We start from the raw sequence: 24060 nt of genomic DNA, 5'->3' as shown, positions 1-24060 counted from the left end.
GCGTTAACGAAAGCCCCTGAATCTCACGATTCAGGGGCTTTTTACGTTACTGCGCCAGATGCAGCAGGAGAAAATCAATGAACGCCCGCGACTTGTGCGGCAGATGCGCGGTATTGGGGAACACCACGTTGATCGACTGAGAAGGCAACGAGTACGTCGGCAACAGGCGAACCAAGCGGCCGCTGGCAATATCGTCCTCGACCACCCAGCCCGGCAGCACCGACACACCGAGCGACGACAACGTCATCGAGCGAATCGCGGTGGAAGAGTTGGATTCGAAATGACTGGTGCCACTGACCTCCACCGACTGTCCCTGAGCGTCGCGCAATACCCACTGCGTCGGCGCCTGCAGATTGCTGTTGGCGATCCACGCTACGCCATTCAGGTCCTGCGGCTGCGCCAAAGGGTGGCGTTCGATAAACGCGGGGCTCGCCACCAGTACGATTTGATAATCCGCCAACTTGCGGCTCTTGAAAGCCGAGTCCGCCAGATTGCCCAGACGCACCACCAGATCCAGTTTTTCCGCCACCAGATCATTCAATGAAGAATTGAAGTTATAGCACAAGCGTATTTCCGGATAACGTTCGCTGAACAAGGGTATCAGCGGAAGAATAAACTTCTCGCCGTATTCAATGGTTGAACTAATCCGTAACTTTCCAGAAACCCGATTATTACCCTTCAGCACATTATCAAAGGCATTATCGATATCCGCGACAATCCCCTTGAACTCTTCATAAAACTCCTGACCTATTTCAGTCAGCGATATATTTCGGGTATTGCGGATCAGCAGCGTCGCCGAAAGAACTTCCTCCAGCGCCTTGACATGCAGGCTGGCCATGGCTTTGCTGATACTCAGGTAGTTTGCAGCTTTGGTATAGGAGCCAAAATCGACCACGGCGAGGAAAGTCTGAACCCGGTTTAGATGAGAATGCATGGCGGTAGAGTTCACTGTTCAATCCTTTCAAACATTGTTTTAAGCATAGTCGTATCGACACTCCAAGTCCATCGCCCCTATGCTTTGCAACAAAGAGGAAAGAACAATGAATTATCGCTACAAGATCGCGCTGATCTTTCTGATCGGCTTTTTTATTGATTGCATAAACATATTCATGTCTGCCGTGGCATTACCGAGCATATCGGCAACGTTACAAGTAAGCAGTTCATCGGTGGCCTGGGTGGCCAATGCCTACATCCTCGGTCTGACGCTGATTATTCCGGTCAGCACCTGGCTGGCCGGACGTTTCGGCAGTCGCGAGATTCTCACCGTTTCGATGCTGGTATTTACCGCCGCCGTCTGGATGTGCGGGCTGGCCGACAGTTTTCATGAACTGGTGATCTGGCGTTTCGTGCAGGGCATCGGCGGCGGCTTGCTGATTCCAGTGGGACAGGCATTGACCTTCAATCTGTTCCAGGGCGAACAGCGGGCCAAAATCTCCACGCTGGTGATGGCCGTGGCCCTGATCGCCCCGGCGATTTCGCCAACCGTCGGCGGCATCATCGTCGACAGCAGCTCGTGGCGCTGGGTGTTTTACAGCAACATTCCGTTTTCGCTGATCGCCGCCGGTTTATCGTGGTTCTGGATCCGCGAAACCCGACCGACCAGCCTGCAACGTCCGGACATCCTCGGACTGCTGCTGGTCAGCGCTGCACTGGGCAGCCTGCTGATGGGCATGTCTTTGTACGGCGGTGACTACCCCGTCGTTGAAGCGATCGCCTGTGTCACGGCGGGCCTGATGTTTGTGGCGCTGTACCTGCTGCACTACCGTCGCGCCAGCGACGCGATCATCGACCTGAGCCTGCTCAAAAGCAAAAAACTCAGCACCTCGATCTCCATTTATTACGCGATTCCCGGCGTGTTCACCGGGGTCAACCTGATGAGCATTTTCTTCCTGCAGAACACCCTGCACTTCAGCGCCCGCCTGACCGGCATGTTCATGATCCTCTACGCCACTGGCGCCTTCATCGCGATGCTCACCTGCGGTCGGGTCTACAACAAGGTCGGAGCCCGACGCCTGTTCACCCTCGGCATGCTGCTGCACAGCGCCGGGATCGCCACGCTGATGCTGGTGAATGCACCGACCGATATCTGGGTGATCGTGATCGCCTACAGCCTGATGGGCATTGGCGGCGGGATCGGGGCCAACACCGCTCAAACCACCTCGCTGATGGACTTCAAAGGCAGCGAAACCCATAAGGCCAGCGTGATCTGGAACATCAATCGGCAGATGTCGTTCAGCGTCGGCGCGGCGCTGTTCCTGATGATCTACAACCTGCTGCTCAAACAGTTCGACTCGACCCCGGCCTATCACGCCACTTTTGCGATTGCCGCGCTGGTCGGGTTGTTTCCGCTGTTTCACATGAGCCAACTGAACCCTCCAAAGGAATGCCATGAACAACAACCCGGTTGAACAAGCACGCCACAGCATTCACCACGTGCATGAACTGATCCATCGTGTTTTCACCAATGCCGACGGTGCCGGCGAAGCCGCCATTGCCCCCCTGATGGATGTCTTCGCCGAAGACTTCAGCATGGTCACCACCGCCGCGGCCGTGGTCGACCGAGCGCAGGTCGAGCAATTGTTCAAAGGGGCGGTCGGTGCCCGTCCAGGTCTCACGATCGCCATCAGCGACCTGCATACGATCTGGCATGAAGGCCCGACCGTGGCCCTGCGTTACAAGGAAACCCATCGACAGGACGGGCGCGAGACTTCGCGCGTTTCCATCGCGCTCCTGCGCGTGCATCACCACAGCATCCGCTGGCTGTACCTGCATGAAACACCGCTTGCCCAGGAAAATCCGGCATGAACTACACCGTTACCCTTTGCCGGATGCTCTCGGCATCGATCAAGGAAATCACCCTCAGCGGCGCGCCCGTTTCAACCGGATCGGCCCATGCCGGTGCGCACTTCAAATGGTTGATACCGTCCTGCGGCGACTGGCGTCACTACTCCACCGTGGAACTGGGCAACAGTGCCGAAGGCCATTTCACCTTCGCCATCCGCCTCTGCGACGAATCCCCCAGCAGCCCGTACATACGGTCGCTGGAGGTCGGCGATCAGGTGCAGCTCGAAGGCCCGTTCAATACCTTCAACTACCCGCTCGACGCACGGACCGGACGCGACATCGCAATCGCCGGCGGCATCGGCATCACGCCGCTGACAGGCATCCTCCGGCACCTGGCGGCGCTGGATCGTTCAGCGCAGTTGCACTACTTCGCCCGTAGCGCCGAGGACGCCGCTTACGCCGAAGACCTGAGCACACTGCTGCAAGAACGCATGCACTTGCACCTGTCCGGCCAGCGCCCGGCGATCAGCCAGATACTCGCTGACCTCAGCCCCGAAGACCGCCTCTACGTCTGCGGCCCGGCGGCGATGCTCAACGACATCCTGAGCCACGCCGAGTCCGCCGGGCTGGCTCGCGAACAGGTACATCTGGAGGTGTTCAACGTTGCCAGAGAGGAAGGTGCCCAGGGGTTCACGGTTGAGGCGGTGGATTCCGGCGTGACCCTCGAGGTCGGACCCGGCCAGACCCTGCTCGAAGCCCTGGAAGACGCCGGTCTCGATCCGGTCTATGACTGCCGTCGCGGCGAGTGCGGCGTCTGCGCGCTGGATGTGCTGGAAGGCGACGTCGAGCACCGGGACTTCATCATGAGCGAACAGGAAGCTGCCTGCAGCGCACGAATCTATCCCTGCGTTTCCCGGGCGAAAAGCCCACGCCTGAAACTGGCGATCTGAAGAGGACTCCCCCGTTGGACAACTATTTCAATGGCAGAGAAGTGCATAAGTCTCTGTTCCTTGATCAGCAACTTTTCGAACAGGAACAGCAGCGGGTCTTTGCCGCGAGCTGGTGCTACCTGGGTCACGACAGCCTGATTCCCGAAACCGGCGACTATTTCACGGCCACCCTCGCCGCCCAACCCCTGGCAATGGTGCGCCAGAAGAACGGCGACATCGTGGTGCTGCACAACCGCTGCCCGCACAAGGGCGTGAAAGTGCTGGCCGAAGCTCGCGGCAACGTCGGCCGCTTCATGCGCTGCCCCTACCACGCCTGGACATTCAAGACCGACGGCGAGCTGCTGAGCATCCCGGTCAAAAAGGAATACGACGACTGCGATCTGAGCAGTTGCTCGGCCCACAAAGGCATGCGGGCCGTCGCGGCGATGCGCAACTATCGCGGTTTCGTGTTTGTACGGCTGAGCGAAACCGGTATCGGTTTCGACGAGTTTTTTGGCGAGTCGCTGTCGACGCTGGACAACATGGTCATGCGCTCCCCGCAGGGTCAGTTGCGTGTGATCGGCCAGCCGTTGCTGCACAAGCATCGCTGCAACTGGAAGATGGTGGTCGACAACCAGACCGACACCTGCCACCCGATGATCGCCCACGAATCCTCGGCCGGCGAAGCCATTCGCCTGTGGAAAGAAACCGGCGACCAGAGCCAGCCGGCGCCGATGGCCGTGGAGCTGTTTTCGCCGTTCATGGCCTCGTACGAATTCTTCGCCGGCATGGGCATTCGCGTGTGGCCCAACGGCCACGGACACACCGGCGTCAGCAATTCGATCCACAAGGCCTACACGGGCATTCCCGGCTACTGGGAACTGATGGTGGAAAGTTATGGCGAAGAACAGGCCCGGACAATCCTCGACGATACCCGTCACAACACCGTGTATTTCCCCAACCTGATGGTCAAGGGTCCGATCCAGACCTTGCGGGTGATCCGCCCGGTCAGCGCGAAGGAAACCATCGTCGAGTCGTGGATCTTCGAATTGCAGGGTGCCCCCGTGCAGTTGCTGGAAAGGACCGTGCAGTACAACAACCTGATCAACTCGCCGTGCTCGATGGTCGCCCATGACGATGTGGAGATGTACGAACGTGCGATGGAAGGGCTGCACAGCGACGCCAACGAATGGGTCAACGTCTCGCGCCTGTTCGAGCCGGGCGAGTCCTACAACCGGACCCGCGTGGTGTCCGGCACCAGTGAACTGGCGATGCGCAACTTCTACGACAACTGGCAAAACCTGATGCGGGACGACCATGCACCACGATCAAACTGAACGGGCCGTCGAGCGCTTGCTCGAGACCGAGATGCACCTGCTCGACCAACAGGACTTTGACACCTGGCAGCGGCTGCTGAGCGACGACTACACCTACTGGATTCCCATGAACCGCGAACAACGCAGCCCCCTGCACGAATCCTCGCTGGTGTACGAGGATCGCTTCCTGACCACCCTGCGCATCAACCGTCTGGCCAATGCCCGCAATTTTTCCCAGCAACCGAAAAGCCGCTGCCTGCACATTGCCCAGCGCCCACGGATCACGGTCGAAGAACCGTCGCACAGCGCCGTCGCCAGCAGCAATCTGCTGTATTGCGAAGCCCGTGGCGACCACGAATGGCATTACCCGGCGACCGTCGAACATCGTCTGATCCACATCGATGGCGAGTGGAAAATCCAGGGCAAGAAGATCCTGTTGCTCAACCCTGATCGCGCCCTCGAAAGCCTGCAGCTCATCATCTGACCCGACCGAGAACTCCCCCCCGTGAACTCCAAGAACAATCCTGCCCGCCAGGATACCGCGTGCCTGTCTTTCCCTTACGTCGACCTGCTCTACGACTACGGTCAGTTCCTGCGCAATGCCGACCAGGCCATCGGATACCTGCCCGCGCAAACGGCGGAAAAACACATTGGCATCGTCGGTGCCGGTCTCACCGGGCTGGTGGCAGCCTATGAACTGCTGCGGGCGGGTGCCCGTCGCGTGACGCTGTTCGAGGCGGAAAAAACCCACATCGGCGGGCGTCTGCTGACCCAATGCTTCGATGAAGAGCAACCGCAGTTCATTGCGGAAATGGGCGCCATGCGCTTTCCGCCAAGCGAAGTCGGGCTTTTCCATTACCTCGACAAGTTTGGCATCCAGACCACCGAAGCCTTTCCCGATCCGGGGGTGGTCGATACCGAGCTGCACTATCGGGGCGAGGCTTATCATTGGGCCGCGATGCAGCCGCCGCCGGCATTGTTCACGACCGTGCATCAGGGCTGGAATGCCTTTCTCAGAGAAGGCGCGGTGCTGGAAGACGGCACCCGACTCGCCCCGCCGCTGTTGCTGACCGAACTGCTCAAGCAGCATGCCTACAGTGAAGTGCAGCCGGAGTGGCAACGCTATCTGGATTGCTTCGGTGACAGCTCGTTCTATTCGGCCATGGTGCGCATCTTCACCAGCAAGAACCCGCCGGGTGGCAAAGTCTGGCGCAAGCCGGAAGACTTCCACCTGTTCGGCTCGCTGGGCATCGGCTCCGGCGGGTTCCAGTCGGTTTATCGCGCCTCGTTCACCGAAATCCTGCGTTTGGTGGTCAACGCGCTCGAGGTCAATCAGCGGCTGGTGCCGAACGGCATTTCTTCGCTGGCGGAGCTGATCGCCGACACCTCGTTCAACGGCATGCAACTGCGCGACATGATCTGCCGAACCCGCATTGAATCGATCAATAAGGGCGCCGACGGACAAATCCTGCTGGCCGGCAGCAACGGCGAAACCTATGCCTGCGACCGGGTGATCACCACGACCACGACCCGCGCCTTGCAGGTCAATCTCAAGCTCACCCAGAACCAGGCGTTCGTGAACCGTGACGTGGCCCGGGCGATCAACGAAACCCATATGGTCGGCTCGTCCAAGCTGTTCATCCTGACCAGGGACAAGTTCTGGCTCAAGCACGGCCTGGCGCAGAACATCCAGACCGACACCCTGGTCAAGGGCGTGTACTGCCTGGACTACGCGCCACAGGACCCGGACGCCTGGGGAGTCGTGCTGATCAGTTACACCTGGGAAGACGACTCGCACAAGATGGTCTCGATGACCGACAAGGTGCAGCGCTGCCTGCGCCTGGTGGATGAACTGGCGATGAGTGCGCCGGAATTTGCCCGCCATCTGATTCCGCTCAACGGCGACTATCAGCGCTACGTACTCGAATACGACTGGCTGACCGACAAGCATGCGCTCGGTGCCTTCAAGCTGAACTTTCCCGGTGACGACATCTATTCCGAGCGCCTGTTCTATCAGTTCCGCACCGCTCTGGATCCGCAACAGGATACCGGTCTTTACCTGGCCGGTTGCGGCGCCTCATTCACTGGCGGCTGGGCCGAAGGCTCGATCCAGACGGCCCTGAACACGGCGTGCGCGGTCATCAGCAGCCTGGGGGGCGATCTGATCGCCGGCAACCCGCTCGACGGTCTGGTTCCGCAGTACCGCTACTGCTGAGTGCGTCCTTCCCTTTTCGCCGAGACTTTCCATGTACAGTCAGTTTTCAATCGAACAGCTCGTTAACGGATTTCGCCGGGGCGAGCTCTGCCTCGACACCTGGCAGCAGGCTCTGCGCGAGCGCCATGGCAACGCGCAGCATCTGAACAGCTTCATCACTTTCGACCCGGCGATGCTGGCCTATGTCGCGGACGCGGATCGGCAAGCGCCGCTGTATGGCTTGCCGGTGTCCTTCAAGGACAACATCAACGTGCTGGGCATGCCGACCACCGCCGGTACACCCGGCCTTGCCGATTACCTGCCACAGGCCGACGCCGGCATCGTTGCACGATTCAAGCAACTGGGTGCGCGCGTGGTAGGCAAGAACAACATGCACGAACTGTCGTTCGGCGTGACCTCGGCCAATCACACCCACGGCGCGGTCATCAACCCGACGAACGAGCGCTACAGTGCCGGGGGCAGCAGCGGCGGTTGCGCCGCCGCTGTCGCCGCCGGGCTGGTGCCGTGCGCGGTGGGCACCGACACCGGCGGTTCGGTGCGCATTCCGGCGGCGTTCTGCGGGATCGTCGGCTTGCGCCCGACCACTGGCGGGTATCCGGCCGACGGCATCGTCCCCGTCTCGCAGACCAAAGACACGCCGGGCCTGCTGACGCGCACGGTGGAGGACTGCCGGTTTGTCCATGGGCACCTGACTGCCCACCACCTGCCAGCACTGCCCACGAATCACCCGTTGCGCATCGGCATTCCCGAACGCTTCCTCTGGGCCGACCTGGATGACAACGTCAGCCGCGACTGCCGTGCCGCCATCGACACGCTCGCCGCCAGTGACGTGCAGATCGTCCCGGTCGACGACAGCGTGATCGGCGAGCTCAACGAGTGCATCCAGTTTCCGTTGCCAATCTACGAATTCTTCATCGACTTTCCTCGATTCCTGATGAAGGAAGGACGCGGCGCAGAATTCCTCGACATCCTGGCGCGGATCGAAGATCCCGGGATCAAGAAGATCCTCACTGCCCAACTGGAAAGCCCGGCGATTTCCTACACCGACTATGTACAGGCGTTGATGGGCAAGGTACGGCTGGAGCAGGAATACCGGGGACTGTTCACCCGGCATCGGCTGGATCTGATGGCGTACCCGACCGTCAGTTGCAGCGCACCGCTGCTGGAGGATTGCGCAATGGAAAGCCATTTCGAGCGATTCGTGCGCAATACCGATCCGGCGAGCAATCTGGCGGCACCGAGCATCACCATACCGGTAGCGGCGGCGGATGCCTTGCCCGTGGGGCTGTCGTTCGATGCATTGCCGGGGCAGGACGGGTTTCTGTTGCAGGCGGTGAGCCGGTTGGCGCAACGGCTGAACATCAGGTAAGCGTCGAACCTGCAGGACTGAGCCGGCCCGCGGCGGCGGGCGTCAGCAGGCATCGATGCTGGCTGATACCGCGCTTTCGCGGGCCGGCTCACGCCTGCCGGAGGTTCACTGGATCGAACCCTTCATAACAATATCAATGCAGGCCCCGCCATGCGTTCCACCTCACTTGCTTCATCCGCTGCACCCAGCGCTGTCGAACGCTCGCCCTCGGTACTGGGCGGCGCCATGATCATCGGCGGCACCATCGTCGGCGCGGGGATGTTTTCCTTGCCGGTGGTCATGTCCGGACTATGGTTCTACGGTTCCGTCGCGGTATTGGTGTTTGCCTGGTTCTGCACCTTGCATTCCGGCCTGATGATTCTTGAGGCCAACCTGAACTACCACGAAGGCGCGAGCTTCTCGACCATCACCCGCGACCTGCTTGGTCGCACCTGGAACCGGGTCAACGGTCTGAGCATCGTCTTTGTGCTTTACACCCTGACCTACGCCTATATTTCCGCCAGTGGCTCGGTGATTCACCACACCGCGCATGCCATGGGCCTTGAGCTGTCACCGCGCATCGGCGGGCTGGGCTTCACCCTGTTGGTGGCATTCATTGTCTGGCTCAGCACTTCGGCGGTGAGCCGAATGACCACCCTGGTGTTCGGCGCGAAGATCCTGGCGTTCTTCCTGACCTTCGGCGGCCTGCTCAGTCATGTCCAGCCGGCCACGCTGCTCAACCAGAGCAGCGGCGACAGCGCTTACTGGCCCTATCTGTTGGTGACGCTGCCCTTCTGCCTGACTTCGTTCGGTTTCCACGGCAATGTGCCGAGCCTGATGAAGCACTACGGCAAGGAGCCGCGACGAATCCGCGCCTGCCTGCTGGGCGGCACGCTGATCGCACTGGGTCTGTACCTGGTATGGATGCTGTGCAGCATGGGCAATATTCCGCGCGAGGCGTTCAAGGATATTGCCCAGCGCGGCGGCAATATCGACGTGCTGATCAGTGCGCTTGGCTCGCGCCTGGACAGCGCCAATGTCGATCTGCTGCTGACCTTCTTCTCCAACTTCGCCGTAGCCTGCTCGTTTCTCGGTGTGACGCTGGGTCTGTTCGATTACCTGGCTGACGTACTCGGCTTCGACGATTACCCCATGGGGCGCCTGCGAACCGCTGCCGTGACCTTCCTGCCACCGATGCTGGGCGGCTTTCTCTGGCCGGAAGGGTTCATTCACGCCATCGGTTTTGCCGGACTGGCCGCCACGCTCTGGGCGGTCGTCACGCCGGCGCTGCTGGCCCGGGCCTCGCGCAAACGCTATTGCAGTCCGCGCTACCGGGTCTGGGGCGGTATGCCGATGATCGTTCTGGTGCTGTTTTTCGGGGGACTCTGCGCGGTATCGCACCTGCTGTTCATGCTCGACGCGTTGCCGGTCTGGCGCTGAACCGTCCGCATTCGGTTTTCCGAACGCGACCTTGCGGTCGGTTCGGATAACCGGATCAGAAACGTGGAAAAACACCTTAAAAAAATATAAATACCGATATAAATCAATATCTTAACCAGTATCAACTGGTCTGGCACGACTCATGCTCTACACTCTCCCGACGAATGTCTGTTGCGCCAACACAACAGGAGCCGTCAGGCATTCGAAGCACAAAAGGGCCCGCTCAACCGGCTCCATAAAAAAAACAATGTCGAGGAAAATTTGATGCGCATCGTTCCCCATATCCTGGGCGCAGCCATTGCTGCCGCTCTGATCAGCACACCAGTTTTCGCTGCCGAACTCACCGGCACCCTTAAGAAGATCAACGATTCGGGCACCATCACGCTCGCTCACCGCGACAGCTCCATTCCGTTTTCCTACATCGCGGATGGTTCAGGCAAACCCGTCGGCTACTCCCACGACATTCAGGTCGCTATCGTTGAAGCCCTGAAAAAAGACCTGAACAAACCCGACCTGCAGACCAAGTACAACCTGGTGACCTCGCAAACCCGTATCCCGCTGATCCAGAACGGCACCGCGGACATCGAGTGCGGCTCCACCACCAACAACGCCGAGCGCGCCCAGCAAGTCGACTTCACCGTCAACATTTTCGAAATCGGCACCCGTCTGCTGGTCAAGAAAAACAAGGAAGGCAAGCCGTCCTACGCTGACTTCGCCGACCTGAAAGGCAAAAACGTCGTGACCACCGCCGGCACCACGTCCGAGCGCATCATCAAAGCGATGAACGCCGACAAGCAGATGGGCATGAACATCATCTCCGCCAAAGACCACGGCGAATCCTTCAACATGCTGGAAAGCGGCCGCGCCGTTGCCTTCATGATGGACGACGCCCTGCTGGCCGGCGAAGAAGCCAAGGCCAAGAAGCCGGACGACTGGGTCATCACCGGTACTCCACAGTCCTTCGAAGCCTACGCCTGCATGGTTCGCAAAGACGACCCGGCCTTCAAGAAAGCCGTGGATGACGCGATTGTCGCCCTGTACAAGTCCGGCGAAATCAACAAGATCTACAGCAAGTGGTTCGAAAGCCCGATCCCGCCAAAAGGCCTGAACCTGAACTTCCCGATGAGCGACAAGGTTAAAGACCTGATCGCCAACCCGAGCGACAAGCCGGCGCCAGACGTGAAGATCTGACATTGATCTAACCTTATCGCCTGAGGGAGCCAATCTTCCCTCAGGCGACAGCCAATACCTGCTGGTTTCAACTGGAACACTCGACCTGGTGGTTTTCGAGCCGATCGCGTGTGCCTGGCGTTCAACGTCAGACGGGAAAGGATCTTCCCCAGGCGGGCACTTGTACATCGATCGAATCGAGGGGAGACCCTAATGAATTACAACTGGGACTGGGGCGTGTTCTTCAAGTCCACCGGCGTGGGCAGCGAGACCTATCTCGACTGGTTCATCTCCGGTCTGGGCTGGACCATCGCCATCGCCATCGTCGCGTGGATCATCGCACTGGTACTCGGCTCGCTGCTGGGCATCATGCGCACCGTGCCGAACCGCATCGTGTCGGGCATCGCCACCTGCTACGTCGAGCTGTTCCGTAACGTGCCGCTGCTGGTTCAGCTGTTCATCTGGTACTTCCTGGTGCCCGACCTGCTGCCGGAAAACCTGCAGGAGTGGTACAAGCAGGACCTGAACCCGACCACCTCGGCCTACCTGAGCGTCGTCGTGTGCCTGGGCCTGTTCACCGCCGCGCGGGTCTGCGAACAAGTGCGTACCGGTATCCAGGCGCTGCCGCGCGGCCAGGAATCCGCCGCCCGCGCCATGGGCTTCAAGCTGCCGCAGATCTACTGGAACGTGCTGCTGCCACAGGCTTACCGGATCATCATTCCGCCGCTCACTTCGGAATTCCTGAACGTGTTCAAGAACTCCTCCGTGGCGTCGCTGATCGGCCTGATGGAGCTGCTGGCGCAGACCAAACAGACCGCCGAGTTCTCGGCCAACCTGTTCGAAGCGTTCACCCTGGCGACCCTGATCTATTTCACCCTCAACATGAGCCTGATGCTGCTGATGCGCCTGGTCGAGAAGAAAGTCGCCGTGCCCGGCCTGATCTCCGTGGGGGGTAAATAATGGAACTCGATTTCAGTGGCATCATCCCGGCCATTCCCGGTTTATGGAACGGCATGGTGATGACCCTCAAGCTGATGGCCCTGGGCGTGATCGGCGGGATCATCATCGGGACGATCCTGGCGCTGATGCGCCTGTCCCATAACAAGCTGCTGGCGAATATCGCCGGTGCCTACGTCAACTACTTCCGCTCGATCCCGCTGCTGCTGGTCATCACCTGGTTCTACCTGGCGGTGCCGTTCGTGCTGCGCTGGATCACCGGCGAAGACACGCCGATCGGAGCGTTCACCTCCTGCATCGTGGCGTTCATGATGTTCGAAGCGGCGTACTTCTGCGAAATCGTCCGTGCCGGCGTGCAGTCGATTCCCAAGGGCCAGATGGGCGCCGCCCAGGCACTGGGCATGACCTACGGCCAGATGATGCGCCTGATCATCCTGCCCCAGGCGTTCCGCAAGATGACCCCGCTGCTGTTGCAGCAGAGCATCATCCTGTTCCAGGACACCTCGCTGGTCTACACCGTGGGCCTGGTGGACTTCCTCAACGCCTCTCGCGCCAGCGGCGACATCATCGGTCGCTCCAATGAGTTCCTGATCTTCGCTGGTCTCGTGTACTTCATCATCAGCTTCGCCGCCTCGCGGTTGGTCAAGCGCCTGCAAAAAAGGTTCGCCGTATGATCTCTATCAAAAACATCAACAAGTGGTATGGGGACTTCCAGGTGCTGACTGACTGCAGCACCGAGGTCAAGAAAGGCGAAGTGATCGTGGTCTGCGGCCCGTCGGGTTCGGGCAAGTCGACCCTGATCAAGTGCGTCAACGCACTGGAGCCGTTCCAGAAGGGCGACATCGTGGTCGACGGCACCTCGATCGCCGATCCGAAGACCAACCTGCCGAAACTGCGTTCGCGCGTCGGCATGGTATTCCAGCACTTCGAACTGTTCCCGCACCTGACCATCACCGAAAACCTGACCATCGCGCAGATCAAGGTGCTGGGCCGCAGCAAGGAAGAAGCGACCAAGAAAGGCCTGCAACTGCTCGACCGCGTCGGCCTGTCGGCCCATGCCCACAAGCACCCGGGCCAATTGTCCGGCGGCCAGCAGCAGCGTGTGGCCATTGCCCGTGCGCTGGCGATGGACCCGATCGTCATGCTGTTCGACGAACCGACCTCGGCCCTCGACCCGGAAATGGTCAACGAAGTGCTCGACGTGATGGTGCAACTGGCCCACGAAGGCATGACCATGATGTGCGTGACCCACGAAATGGGCTTCGCCCGCAAAGTGGCTGATCGTGTGATTTTCATGGACCAGGGCAAAATCATCGAGGACTGCCCGAAAGAAGAGTTCTTCGGCGACGTGAGCAAACGCTCGGAACGCGCGCAGCACTTCCTCGAGAAAATCCTGCAGCACTGAAGAACCCCGCTGAACCTGTGGGAGCGGGCTTGCCCGCTCCCACACCGGATAGATGAAGCCAGTAGATTTGTGTTGTGGTTGACCCAAGGCATCTGTGATGAAATGCGACCCCACTCTTTATCGCGCAACCACGCCATCACTTGCCGTGAAACCCCGTCTGATCCGCCATTTGTTCCTGCCGCCGCTGATCATCGCCCTGATGATCGGACTGGGTTACGTCGGCTTCTGGACCAGTGAACACTTCGGCATCCGCAGCCTCGGCGAAAACGGCCAGCGTCAGCTGGAACTGCACGCCCGCGCGGTCGAAAGCGAAATCAGCAAATACACCTACCTGCCCAGCCTGCTGGAGCTCGAATCGAGCGTTTCGCAGTTGCTGGACGATCCGAGCGCCGAACACCGGCAAACGGTCAACGAATACCTGGATGGCCTGAACCGGCGCAGCCGCAGCCGGGCCATTTACGTCATGGACACCACCGGCCGCGTGGTGGCCACCAGCAACTGGCGCGATGTCGACAGCTACCTCGGTGAAGACCTGTCGTTCCGTGCCTATTTCCAGAACGCCGTACGCGGTCAGCCCGGACGCTTCTACGGCATTGGCAGCACCAGCGGCGAACCCGGCTACTACCTGGCCCACGGCCTGGAAGAACACGGCAAGATCATCGGCGTCGCGGTGGTCAAGGTGCGACTGGAGGCCATGGAAGAGCGCTGGCAACGGGCGCGTCTTGAAGCGTTCGTCAGCGATGAGAACGGCATCATCATTCTTTCCAGCGATCCGGCCCGGCGCCTGAAATCAGTGGTGCCGCTGAGCGACGCGATCAAGGAAAAACTCGCCCGCAGCCTCCAGTACTACTGGTTCCCGCTCAACGAACTGCAACCACTGGCCCGGGAAACCCTGGCCGAAGGCGTGGAAAAACTCACCTTCCCGGCCAATAGCGAAGTGAAGGCCGACGAAGAAGACATCAGTTACCTGGCGCAAACCCGACCGCTGAGCGACACGCAATGGAACTTCACCCTGCTGACACCGTTGCAGGACTTGCGCCGCGAAGCGATCAACCAGGGCATTCTGGTGGCCGTGGCCTTCGCTCTGGTGGCGTTCCTGCTGATCGCCTGGAACGAGCGCCGTAAAGTGATTGCCACCCGCCTCGCCGCCCGCGAAGCGTTGCAGGAAGCCAACAATCAACTGGAGCGTCGGATTACCGAACGCACCGCCGACCTGCGCGCCAGCAACGATCGGCTCAAGAGCCAGATCCGCGAACGACGCCAGGCCGAGGAAACCCTGCGCCGCGCCCAGGACGAGTTGGTCCAGGCCGGCAAACTCGCCGCCATCGGGCAGATGTCCACCAGCATCGCCCACGAACTGAACCAGCCGCTGGCGGCGATGCGCACCTTGTCCGGCAACACCATTCGCTTCCTCGAACGCGGCCAGCTCGATGTCGCCAGCACCAACCTGAAAACCATCAACGACCTGATCGACCGCATGGGCCGGATCACCGCCAGCCTGCGCGCCTTCGCCCGGCGTGGCGACGACAAGGGCCGTGCCAGCCTCGGCAAAGCGGTGGATGCGGCGCTGCAAGTGCTCGGCGCGCGCCTGGAAAACACAGCGCTGCAATTGCATCGGCAGTTCGACGACGTGCAGGTGCAGATCGACCAGACCCGCCTCGAACAGATTCTGCTCAACCTGATCGGCAACGCCCTCGACGCCATGCAGGCGCAACCGCTGCCGGAACTGTGGCTGGAAGGCGAGGAATTCGACGGCAAATATCGCCTGCGGGTGCGCGACAACGGCCACGGCATCGACGCCGAGGCGCGCAAGCATCTGTTCGAGCCGTTCTTCACCACCAAACCCGGCGAGCAGGGCCTGGGCCTCGGCCTGACCCTGTCCGCCAGCCTCGCTGCCGCCACTGGCGGCCATCTGGGTGTCGAACACCCGGCCAGCGGTGGCACCACCTTCGTCCTCAGTTTGCCGTTGGTAAGCCCTACTCCTGCCGAGCCGATATGAACAACGACCTTAGTGTGCTGATCGTCGAAGACGATCCTCATGTCCTGCTCGGTTGCCAGCAGGCGCTGACCCTGGAAGACATTCCCTGCATCGGCGTCGGCAGTGCCGAAGAAGCGCTGGAGCGGGTCGGCGACGACTTCGCCGGCATTGTCATCAGCGACATCCGTCTGCCCGGCATCGATGGCCTGGAGCTGCTGAGCCGGCTCAAGGCGCGGGATCGCAGCCTGCCAGTGGTGCTGATTACCGGCCACGGCGACATCTCGATGGCGGTCGGCGCGATGCAGAAAGGCGCCTACGACTTCATGGAGAAACCATTCTCCCCGGAGCGTCTGGTGGACGTCGCCCGCCGTGCCCTGGAGCAACGTGGGCTGGCGCGGGAAGTCTCGTCGCTGCGCCGGCAACTGGCCGAGCGCGACTCGCTTGAGGGACGGATCATCGGCCGCTCGCCGGCCATGCAAAACCTGCGCGAACTGATCGCCAACGTCGCCGACACCTCGGCCAACGTGTTGATCGAAGGTGAAACCGGCACCGGCAAGGAACTGGTCGCGCGTTGCCTGCACGACTTCAGCCGCCGGCACGGCAAACAGTTTGTTGCGCTGAACTGCGGCGGCCTGCCGGAAAACCTCTTCGAAAGCGAAATCTTCGGCCACGAGGCCAACGCCTTCACCGGCGCCGGCAAGCGGCGGATCGGCAAGATCGAACACGCCGACGGCGGCACGTTGTTCCTCGACGAAGTGGAAAGCATGCCCCTGCCCCTGCAGATCAAACTGCTGCGGGTGTTGCAGGAACGCACCCTCGAACGCCTCGGCTCGAACCAGAGCGTGGCGGTGGATTGCCGGGTGATCGCCGCGACCAAATCCGACCTCGACGAATCGAGCAAGGCCGGGGAGTTTCGCAGCGACCTGTATTACCGCCTCAACGTGGTGACGCTGGAACTGCCGCCGCTGCGCGAGCGCCGCGAAGACATCCTGCAACTGTTCGAACACTTCACCCAGCAATCGGCCCTGCGTTTCGACCGCACGGCCCCCGAGCTGGACAACCAGACCCTGTCGAACCTGATGAGCCACGACTGGCCGGGCAACGTGCGTGAACTGCGCAACGTCGCCGAACGCTTCGCCCTCGGCCTGCCGGCGTTCAAGAAGTCCGGCGCGAGCAGTGGTGGTCAGGGCCTGGCATTCGCCGAAGCGGTGGAAGCCTTCGAGCGCAATCTGCTCGGCGATGCCTTGCAGCGCAGCGGCGGCAACCTGACCCAGGCCAGCCAGGAACTGGGCATGGCCAAGACCACGCTGTTCGACAAAGTGAAAAAGTACGGCCTGAGCCATTAAGCGAGAACGACGTGGATCTGATTCTGAAAGCGGCACTGGGCGCGGCGGTGGTGGTGATCCTCGCGGCGCTGTCGAAAACCAAGAACTATTACATCGCCGGGCTGGTGCCGTTGTTTCCGACGTTCGCCCTGATTGCCCACTACATCGTCGGCAAGGGCCGCTCGCTGGACGACCTGAAAGCCACCATCGTGTTCGGCATGTGGTCGATCATTCCGTACTTCATCTACCTGGCGACCCTCTACGTGATGCTCGATCGCCTGCGCCTGGAGGCATCACTGGCCGTGGCGGTGGTGGCGTGGCTGATCGCCGCGACCGTGCTGGTCACGCTCTGGGTTCGCCTGCACGCCTGAAACAGCGCTGGCCCGTCCCTTGCATTTACCCGGCAAAGCCCGCCCGGCCGGCCCTCATGATGGATGAGGCCGGTGTCTGGATGGGTCTGCCAAGGGTGAATAGCGACCTTGAACATTCTCGATCTCGATCACAGCCTGACTGCCCAGGCGCCGATTGCGCGCCTGCTCGACAGCGGCCGCGCCAGACGCCTCGACCTGCTCGACCTCGGCCCGAAACTGCGCCTCTGGTCCAGCGAGCGCACCTGGCGGCGGTTCGCCGAACGCTTGCAGCAACGGCCCCGGCACAGCGGACCTGCGCCGGAAATCTTCTTCGTCGGCTCCGGTGACTATCACCACCTGACCCCGGCCTTTCTCACTGACCTGCCCGAGCCGGTCAGCCTCATTCATTTCGACAATCATCCGGACTGGGTGCGCTTCGCGCCCCGGCGGCATTGCGGCTCCTGGGTCAATCAGGCGCTGAAGCTGCCGAACATCCGCCGCATCGTGACCCTCGGCCCGTGCAGCGACGACCTGCAAAATCCGCAACTGAAGGGCGGTAACCTGAGCGCACTCAAGCGCGGGGTCTTGCAGCTGTTCCCGTGGCAGCACCCGCCCTCCAAGGTCTGGGGACGGATCGGTGATGGCGCCGGGCATGAGCAGCAGGAAAACATGCTGCACTGGCACAACCTGTCCACGCTGGACTGGGCGCTGTTCCTGGACAACATGATTGCCGGCCTGCCGACCGATGCGGTGTGGATCACCATCGACAAAGACGTGCTGGCCAGCGAAGACGCCGCCACCAATTGGGATCAGGGCGGCATGCGCCTGAGCCACATGCTCCAGGCCTTGCGCGCGCTGGCGGCGAACAAGCGTGTGCTGGGGATCGACATCTGCGGCGAATACGCCCGCCCGGCCTTCAGCAACCTGTTCAAACGCTGGGAGGCCAGGACCGATCAGCCGCCCGCCGAGCGCTGGAGTGACGCCGATCTCCTACGCAATGCCGCGACCAATCAGGTCTTGATCGAGCTGTTCGAGGAGCTGTTTCCATGACCTTCACCGTGATCGTGCTGGTGGCCCTGTCCATTGTTCTGGACGTCATCGGCCAGCTCTGTTTCAAGCTCGGCCTGGATCGCCTGCCGCAACTGGACGGCGACTTCCGCCTCCAGGTGTTCTGGGGCCAGGTGTTCAATGCGCCGTTGTTGTGGTGCGGGATCGGCGCCTATGTGGTCGAGTTTTTCGTCTGGCTCGGCGCCCTCTCGCGGGCGCCGTTGAGCCTGCTGTTTCCCGCCGCCGCGCTGGCCTATTGCGGCGTGGTGCTGGCGGGCAAAGTGGTGCTGGGCGAAACCGTCAGCCGCCGGCGCTGGCTGGGAACTCTGGTGATTACGGCGGGCGTGATGCTCGTGTGTGTCGGCCATGTCTGAATCACCCATGACGCTGCAAGGAAAAGACTCGATGCAATGGCTCCACGGACGTCTGGGCACCGTCGTGCTCTGGGCGCTGCTGATTATTCTGGAAAGTGGCGGACAGATCGCCAGCAAGGTTGGGGGTGATCACCTGGGGCAGATGGATTTCAGCCTGCAATGGCTGCAAGACATCGTCCTGACGCCTGGCGTCTGGGTGGCGATCGCCTGCTACGTCGGCGCGTTCTTCGTCTGGATGCTGATCCTGCGGCGCAGCAGTCTGTCGCTGGCCTTTCCCCTCAGTTCGCTGGTCTTTGTCGGCGTGCTGCTGGGATCGTGGCTGGGGCTGGGCGAGCAGATCAGTCTGCTGCACTGGGTCGGCGTGGCCGTCATCATGGCCGGGATCGCCTTGCTGGCTGAAGGCGAAGAGAACTGACACCGCTCAAGTGAGCTGCCGCAAGCGGCAGCTCACGCCAAACGCCTCAACTGTCTTGCTTGCGGTGAGTCAGCAGAAAGCCCAGCCCGTGGGCCAGCGGAATCTCCTTGACCCCCGCCTCGCGCTGTTCCTGGGCGATCTGCCGATGAAACGCCTTGACCCGGGTCCAGTGCATTTTCGGCCGGTAATGGTGTTCGGCGTGGTAGCCGTTGTTCATCCACAGCAGGTTGTACAGCGGGCTGTAGGCGCTGACGCCCCAGGCGATGGGCAGGTCCGGGTTGCCGCCGAAGTGTTCGTAGTAACCGTTGAGCGACGACAGCGCCTGGCCCAGATACCAGAACGGCAACAACACCAGCACTGCTTGCCAGTCGTACACCGCCAGCAGCAGATAAAACGCCACCGTCACATAGATTTCCACCTGCACCCAACGTGCGTCCTTCGGGCGTTTGCGGCGCATCTCGGTGTAAATGGGCTTGGGATCGTCACGGAAAAAGCTCAGAAAGGTGTAGGCCCAGGGATTCTCCGGCTGCCCGTCCTTGCCCCGCTGATAAATCGACAGCGGATCAACGGTTTTGCCGTCCGCATCCGGCAGATCCGAGTTGCCCCGGTGATGGCGGTTGTGGATATCGCGATACAGGGTTTGCGAAAAACCGATAGTCACCGACAACAGCAGATCAAACCCACGGTTCAGCCACGCCGGGGTGAAATAGGCGTTGTGGATCTGATTGTGGGAAATGCTGTTGATGCTCCACGACAGGCTGATCGCGTAGCCCAGCGCCAACGGCACGAAGGCCCACCAGGACAGCCCGTGGAAGGCACAAACCAGCCACAGCACAAAGGCAAAATGGGCCAGGCCCAGGGCAATGGGAATCAGGTCCCACAAGGAATGGGCCAGCAGACGGTAAACGGGACGAGCCATGAAGAACATCCTGAGGGAATGGGTTCGACACGGCTGTTTGCAAACCTCAGACCAGATTCCCCTGGCCCGATAGTCCGGGCGCAGGAAGGCAGGCCGGGATCAGTCGAACTTGTAGGCGATGGCGGCCTGTACCTCGCCCTGATTGGTGTCGCCCACTGCTTTGACAATGCTGCTGTCCGCCGCCGAACGGGTCAGGTGAATCCAGCTCGCGCTGGTGACCAGCGACCAGTGTGGCGCCAGGGGAATCTCGAAGCTCTGGGTCAGAGTCATGTTCTGCAAACCGCCTCCGGCGTTGTAGGCGCGGATACCGGAGTCCTGCGCCTCGCGATCACTGACGCCGAAGAAGGTCTGAGTGCCTTGGGCATCGGCAAAATGCGCAGTCAGGTTGCTGCTGCCGATCACCCCGCCGCCCAGTGGATAACCGATCTCGCCGCCGACCCGGCCGAATACCCCGCCCTGGCCACTGCCACCGCCCACGGCCTGGCCGACCGAGGCGAACACCCGCCAGAAATCGGCCGGGGCGTATTGCACGAAGCCGCCGGCCTCGGCCATGTCCGGCACGTCACGCAGGCCGCGCAACTCACCGTTGGCCGTGCGTCCGGGCAGGTAATTGAGATACGGCCCGGCGCTGAAACCATTGCTTTTCAGGGCGTTCCAGGTCAGGCCGTCATCGGTACTGAGGCTGACGTCCCCCCAGTCCAGATCGAGATACGGAAGCGGCCGCGTTTCGTAGCGGCTGCCGATCGGATCGTGAGGCTGATAACCCAGCCCGACGCCGGCCTCACCGGTGATGCCGTCGGCACGGGCGGCCCCGGACAGGCAGGTCAATGCGATCAATACAGCCAGCGTGTTGCGCGTCATGAGGTCATTCCTTTTGCAAACCTGCGCGCATCAATCCCCGGATAAGCCCCTTCGCGCAAGCACTCATGTTGTTTGTAGCAAGCTACAAAAATTGTAGCTCCGTTTCGCGAAAACCCCGCTCGCCCCCGCCATTACCGGGCCTCGCCGACTTGGCATAGTCCCTGCTCCCTCCCCTGCCAGGCGCTGACCGCGCATCCCGACAACTGCACCGACGCAACAGGTAACGCAGATGATTGACTGGCATATCGTGTGTGACTTCGACGGGACCATCACCCGTACCGACGTAATCGACAGCATCCTGGAACGCTTCGCCGACCCGAGCTGGGAGGCGATCGAAAACGAATGGCTGCAAGGCACCATCGGTTCGCGTGAATGCCTCAGCCGCCAGCTCGCGCTGATCCAGGCCACGCCTTCGCAACTGCTGGCGTTCTTCGACAGCGTCGAGATCGATCCGGACTTCCCCGACTTCGTCGACCACGTGATCGGCCTCGGCGCCACCGTTGAAGTGGTCAGCGACGGCATCGAGCAAGGCATCGCGCGAATCCTTGCGCGCAACTACGTCACCTTGCTGCCGATCCTCGCCAACCGCCTGCGCCAGGTCGATCACGACAAATGGCGCATCGATTTCCCCTACGCCAGCGACGCCTGCCGCGCGGCCTCCGGCAACTGCAAATGCAAGTCCACGCCGTCGAGCAAACGCGTGCTGGTGATCGGCGACGGCCAGTCCGACATGTGCGTAGCCTCCACCGCCGATTTCGTTTTCGCCAAGGGCCGTCTGGCCGAACACTGCGAGCGTAACGCCATCCCTTACGCCCGTTTCGACAGCTTCGCCGAACTGCCGGCGCTGCTGGCCCGGCTGCCGCTGGCCCGCGCGGCCAACGCCGTGCGTTTCATCACCGAATCCACTTCTGAAGCACAGGAAACCCTGCACCATGTCTGATATCCGCATCGCGACAGCCGAAGACCAGATCCTTCTGGAAAAAGAAGCCAAGTACTGCTCCTACGGCGACACCGTCCACTACATCGAGCCGCCGCGCATCTTCAGCCGCTGCGAAGGCTCCTACGTCTGGGACACCGAAGACCAGGCCTACCTGGACCTGCAAATGTGGTACTCGGCGGTCAACTTCGGCTACGCCAACCCGCGTCTGAACAATGCCCTGAAACAACAGATCGACACCCTGCCGCAGATCGCCAGCCAGTACCTGCACAAGGGCAAGATCGAGCTGTCGGAAATGATCGCGGTCGACGCCAAGAACAAGTTCGGCCTCGACGGCCGGGTGCATTTCAACGTCGGCGGCTCGCAGTCCATCGAGGACTCGCTCAAAGTGGTGCGCAACGCCAGCAACGGCAAGAGCCTGATGTTCGCCTTCGAGGGCGGTTATCACGGCCGTACCCTCGGCGCCTCGTCGATCACCTCCAGCTACCGCTATCGCCGCCGCTACGGCCACTTCGGCGAGCGCGCGCAGTTCATCCCGTTCCCGTACCACTTCCGTGGCCCGAAAGGCATGACCAAGGAAGAGTACGGCAGCTACTGCGTGCAGCAGTTCGCCCGCCTGTTCGAGACCGAATACAACGGTGTGTGGGACCCGAAGGTCGGCGCCAGTGAATACGCCGCGTTCTACGTCGAGCCGATCCAGGGCACCGGCGGCTACGTGATTCCGCCGATGAACTTCTACAGCGAACTCAAGCATGTGCTGGACCAGCACGGCATCCTGATGGTCGTCGACGAAATCCAGATGGGTTTCTATCGCACCGGCAAGCTGTGGTCGATCGAACACTTCGACGTCAAACCGGACGTGATCGTCTTCGGTAAAGCCCTGACCAACGGCCTCAACCCGCTGGGCGGCATCTGGGCCAAGGAAGAACTGATCAACCCGAAAGTCTTCCCGCCAGGCTCGACCCACTCCACCTTCGCCTCCAACCCGCTGGGCACCGCCGTGGGCCTGGAAATGTTCAAGATGACCAGCGAAGTCGACTACGGCGCGATGGTCATGGCCAAGGGCAAATACTTCCTCGAAGGCCTGCAAGACCTGAAGAAGCGCTACCCGATCATCGGCGACGTCGACGGTCTGGGCCTGGCGCTGCGTTGCGAAATCTGCGCGCCGGATGGCTTCACCCCGGACAAGGCCACCCTGGACTTCATGGTCGAGGAAGGCATGAAGGGCGACATCGAGATCGACGGCAAGCGCCTGGGCCTGATCCTCGACGTCGGCGGCTACTACAAGAACGTCATCACCCTCGCGCCATCGCTGGAAATCAGCTATCCGGAAATCGACCTCGGCCTGGCCCTGCTCGACCGTCTTCTGCACCGGGCGATGAAGCGATGAACGAGCACGGGATCGATCTGGGCGAAGGCAACGCCGGTTTCGTTCTCGGCTCGGGGGAGGTCGCGGTGCTGTTGATCCACGGCCTCACCGGCACCCCGACGGAGTTGCGTCGGGTGGCCGTGGGCCTGGCCAAGGCCGGGTGTACGGTCTATGTGCCGACCCTGGCCGGGCACTGCGGGAACAACGCCGATCTGCAAGCCACCGGTTGGCGCGACTGGTACGAGGGGGTGCGCAAGACCTTCGTCGACATCCGCCGCCATCACTCGAAAGTGTTCGTCGGTGGCCTGTCCATGGGGGCGGTGATGTCGATGTACGTGGCGTCCGAACATCCGGGGCAAGTGGCCGGGTTGCTGATGTATTCCACGACCCTCAAGTACGACGGCTGGAGCATCCACAAACTGGCGTTCCTTACGCCGCTGTTGATGAAGATTCCGTTCGGCGTACACATCTGTCGCTTCGAGGAAAAACCACCCTACGGCATCAAGAACGAACGTTTGCGCGCCATCGTCGAACGGCAGATGAAAGAAGGCCAGAGCAGTCAGGCCGGTCTGCTGACCATGGAGGGCGTGACCGTGCGCGAACTGCACCGCATGAACGCCGTGGTGAAGAAACGCATGCCGTCCATCACCACCCCGGCGCTGGTCCTGCACTCCATCGAGGACGACATCACCAGCCGCTGGAACGCCGACTACGTGGAGCGCAAGCTCGGCGGCGACGTGGTGAAGATTCTGCTCGACGACTGCTATCACATGATCACGGTCGACCTGCAATACCGGCGTGTCGTGGAGCTGAGCGTGGACTTCATCGAAAACCATCGGGCGGCGGTGCCCTCCGTCAGCCATTCCCTGCCGGCTCAGGAATACCGACAACTGGCGTAAACCGATTGCACGACGAGAACCC

24 protein-coding genes are annotated in these 24060 nt (G+C 61.3%); 21 read left to right on the top strand and 3 right to left on the bottom strand.

What is annotated here, in order from left to right; all coding sequences use genetic code 11:
• Positions 1 to 46 precede the first annotated feature (46 nt).
• Positions 47 to 934 (bottom strand): LysR family transcriptional regulator, encoded by an 888-nt coding sequence (locus N8H74_RS10515; RefSeq protein ID WP_262147712.1) that lies wholly within the window; start codon positions 932 to 934, stop codon positions 47 to 49.
• Positions 935 to 1040: 106 nt separating this feature from the next.
• On the opposite strand from N8H74_RS10515, the gene N8H74_RS10510 reads away from it, so the two are divergent.
• The 18 genes from N8H74_RS10510 to N8H74_RS10425 all read left to right on the top strand — a co-directional run bounded on the left by N8H74_RS10510 (position 1041) and on the right by N8H74_RS10425 (position 19053).
• On the top strand, positions 1041 to 2408 hold the full coding sequence (locus N8H74_RS10510) for an MFS transporter (protein ID WP_262147405.1): 1368 nt from the start codon (positions 1041 to 1043) through the stop codon (positions 2406 to 2408).
• A complete protein-coding gene (locus N8H74_RS10505; RefSeq protein ID WP_262147403.1) occupies positions 2389 to 2805 on the top strand; it encodes a DUF4440 domain-containing protein in 417 nt (138 codons plus the stop codon). Before N8H74_RS10510 ends, N8H74_RS10505 begins: the two co-directional genes overlap by 20 nt.
• Positions 2802 to 3734 carry a PDR/VanB family oxidoreductase gene (locus N8H74_RS10500; protein WP_262147401.1) on the top strand — a complete coding sequence of 311 codons (933 nt, stop codon included), beginning with the start codon at positions 2802 to 2804 and terminating at the stop codon, positions 3732 to 3734. Before N8H74_RS10505 ends, N8H74_RS10500 begins: the two co-directional genes overlap by 4 nt.
• 41 nt (positions 3735 to 3775) lie before the next feature.
• A complete protein-coding gene (locus N8H74_RS10495) occupies positions 3776 to 5050 on the top strand; it encodes a Rieske 2Fe-2S domain-containing protein (protein ID WP_262147399.1) in 1275 nt (424 codons plus the stop codon).
• Positions 5031 to 5513: an aromatic-ring-hydroxylating dioxygenase subunit beta gene (locus tag N8H74_RS10490; protein WP_262147397.1), complete on the top strand. Its 483-nt coding sequence runs from the start codon at positions 5031 to 5033 to the stop codon at positions 5511 to 5513. The genes N8H74_RS10495 and N8H74_RS10490 overlap by 20 nt, the downstream gene beginning before the upstream one ends.
• Positions 5514 to 5534: 21 nt before the next feature.
• A complete protein-coding gene (locus N8H74_RS10485) occupies positions 5535 to 7244 on the top strand; it encodes an NAD(P)/FAD-dependent oxidoreductase (RefSeq protein ID WP_262147395.1) in 1710 nt (569 codons plus the stop codon).
• A gap of 31 nt (positions 7245 to 7275) precedes the next feature.
• The gene (locus tag N8H74_RS10480; protein ID WP_262147393.1) at positions 7276 to 8613 is read left to right on the top strand and encodes an amidase family protein; all 1338 of its coding nucleotides are present in this window, start codon (positions 7276 to 7278) and stop codon (positions 8611 to 8613) included.
• Positions 8614 to 8763: 150 nt separating this feature from the next.
• Entirely contained in the window at positions 8764 to 10032 is a 1269-nt protein-coding gene (gene mtr, locus N8H74_RS10475) for a tryptophan permease (RefSeq protein WP_262147391.1), read from the top strand.
• 264 nt (positions 10033 to 10296) lie between these two features.
• Entirely contained in the window at positions 10297 to 11223 is a 927-nt protein-coding gene (locus N8H74_RS10470) for a glutamate/aspartate ABC transporter substrate-binding protein (RefSeq protein ID WP_262147389.1), read from the top strand.
• 192 nt (positions 11224 to 11415) lie between these two features.
• On the top strand, positions 11416 to 12162 hold the full coding sequence (locus N8H74_RS10465; RefSeq protein WP_217833747.1) for an amino acid ABC transporter permease: 747 nt from the start codon (positions 11416 to 11418) through the stop codon (positions 12160 to 12162).
• The gene (locus N8H74_RS10460) at positions 12162 to 12833 is read left to right on the top strand and encodes an ABC transporter permease subunit (protein ID WP_217833746.1); all 672 of its coding nucleotides are present in this window, start codon (positions 12162 to 12164) and stop codon (positions 12831 to 12833) included. Before N8H74_RS10465 ends, N8H74_RS10460 begins: the two co-directional genes overlap by 1 nt.
• Positions 12830 to 13564, top strand: coding sequence for an amino acid ABC transporter ATP-binding protein (locus tag N8H74_RS10455; RefSeq protein ID WP_217833745.1), 735 nt, complete (start codon positions 12830 to 12832; stop codon positions 13562 to 13564). The genes N8H74_RS10460 and N8H74_RS10455 overlap by 4 nt, the downstream gene beginning before the upstream one ends.
• Positions 13565 to 13661: 97 nt before the next feature.
• The gene (locus N8H74_RS10450; RefSeq protein WP_217833744.1) at positions 13662 to 15563 is read left to right on the top strand and encodes an ATP-binding protein; all 1902 of its coding nucleotides are present in this window, start codon (positions 13662 to 13664) and stop codon (positions 15561 to 15563) included.
• Entirely contained in the window at positions 15560 to 16888 is a 1329-nt protein-coding gene (locus N8H74_RS10445) for a sigma-54 dependent transcriptional regulator (RefSeq protein WP_262147387.1), read from the top strand. The genes N8H74_RS10450 and N8H74_RS10445 overlap by 4 nt, the downstream gene beginning before the upstream one ends.
• A gap of 20 nt (positions 16889 to 16908) precedes the next feature.
• The gene (locus N8H74_RS10440) at positions 16909 to 17238 is read left to right on the top strand and encodes a GlpM family protein (protein ID WP_217833801.1); all 330 of its coding nucleotides are present in this window, start codon (positions 16909 to 16911) and stop codon (positions 17236 to 17238) included.
• Between the two features lie 108 nt (positions 17239 to 17346).
• Complete coding sequence (locus tag N8H74_RS10435; protein ID WP_262147386.1) at positions 17347 to 18267, top strand: arginase; 921 nt, start codon at positions 17347 to 17349, stop codon at positions 18265 to 18267.
• The gene (locus tag N8H74_RS10430; RefSeq protein WP_262147385.1) at positions 18264 to 18638 is read left to right on the top strand and encodes a transporter; all 375 of its coding nucleotides are present in this window, start codon (positions 18264 to 18266) and stop codon (positions 18636 to 18638) included. The genes N8H74_RS10435 and N8H74_RS10430 overlap by 4 nt, the downstream gene beginning before the upstream one ends.
• Positions 18639 to 18645: 7 nt before the next feature.
• The gene (locus tag N8H74_RS10425) at positions 18646 to 19053 is read left to right on the top strand and encodes an EamA family transporter (protein ID WP_217833740.1); all 408 of its coding nucleotides are present in this window, start codon (positions 18646 to 18648) and stop codon (positions 19051 to 19053) included.
• A 46-nt stretch (positions 19054 to 19099) separates the two neighbouring features.
• Here the strand turns inward: N8H74_RS10425 and N8H74_RS10420 are convergent, their stop codons facing one another.
• Together N8H74_RS10420 and N8H74_RS10415 are read right to left on the bottom strand one after the other, a co-directional pair.
• On the bottom strand, positions 19100 to 19972 hold the full coding sequence (locus N8H74_RS10420) for a fatty acid desaturase (protein ID WP_262147383.1): 873 nt from the start codon (positions 19970 to 19972) through the stop codon (positions 19100 to 19102).
• Positions 19973 to 20071: 99 nt separating this feature from the next.
• Positions 20072 to 20833, bottom strand: a complete 762-nt coding sequence (locus N8H74_RS10415; RefSeq protein WP_262147382.1) for a MipA/OmpV family protein — start codon at positions 20831 to 20833, stop codon at positions 20072 to 20074.
• Positions 20834 to 21062: 229 nt separating this feature from the next.
• On the opposite strand from N8H74_RS10415, the gene N8H74_RS10410 reads away from it, so the two are divergent.
• Genes N8H74_RS10410 through N8H74_RS10400 form a run of 3 tightly spaced genes read left to right on the top strand, consistent with a single transcriptional unit; the run spans position 21063 to position 24038 of the window.
• Positions 21063 to 21773 (top strand): HAD-IB family phosphatase, encoded by a 711-nt coding sequence (locus N8H74_RS10410; RefSeq protein WP_262147381.1) that lies wholly within the window; start codon positions 21063 to 21065, stop codon positions 21771 to 21773.
• A complete protein-coding gene (locus tag N8H74_RS10405; RefSeq protein ID WP_262147380.1) occupies positions 21766 to 23160 on the top strand; it encodes an aminotransferase class III-fold pyridoxal phosphate-dependent enzyme in 1395 nt (464 codons plus the stop codon). Before N8H74_RS10410 ends, N8H74_RS10405 begins: the two co-directional genes overlap by 8 nt.
• Complete coding sequence (locus tag N8H74_RS10400) at positions 23157 to 24038, top strand: alpha/beta fold hydrolase (protein WP_262147378.1); 882 nt, start codon at positions 23157 to 23159, stop codon at positions 24036 to 24038. Before N8H74_RS10405 ends, N8H74_RS10400 begins: the two co-directional genes overlap by 4 nt.
• Positions 24039 to 24060: the final 22 nt, after the last annotated feature.

Origin of the sequence: Pseudomonas sp. B2M1-30 (genome assembly GCF_025447575.1) — a bacterium.
GTDB lineage: Bacteria > Pseudomonadota > Gammaproteobacteria > Pseudomonadales > Pseudomonadaceae > Aquipseudomonas > Aquipseudomonas botevensis.
This window is presented reverse-complemented; position numbering and strand designations above follow the sequence as displayed.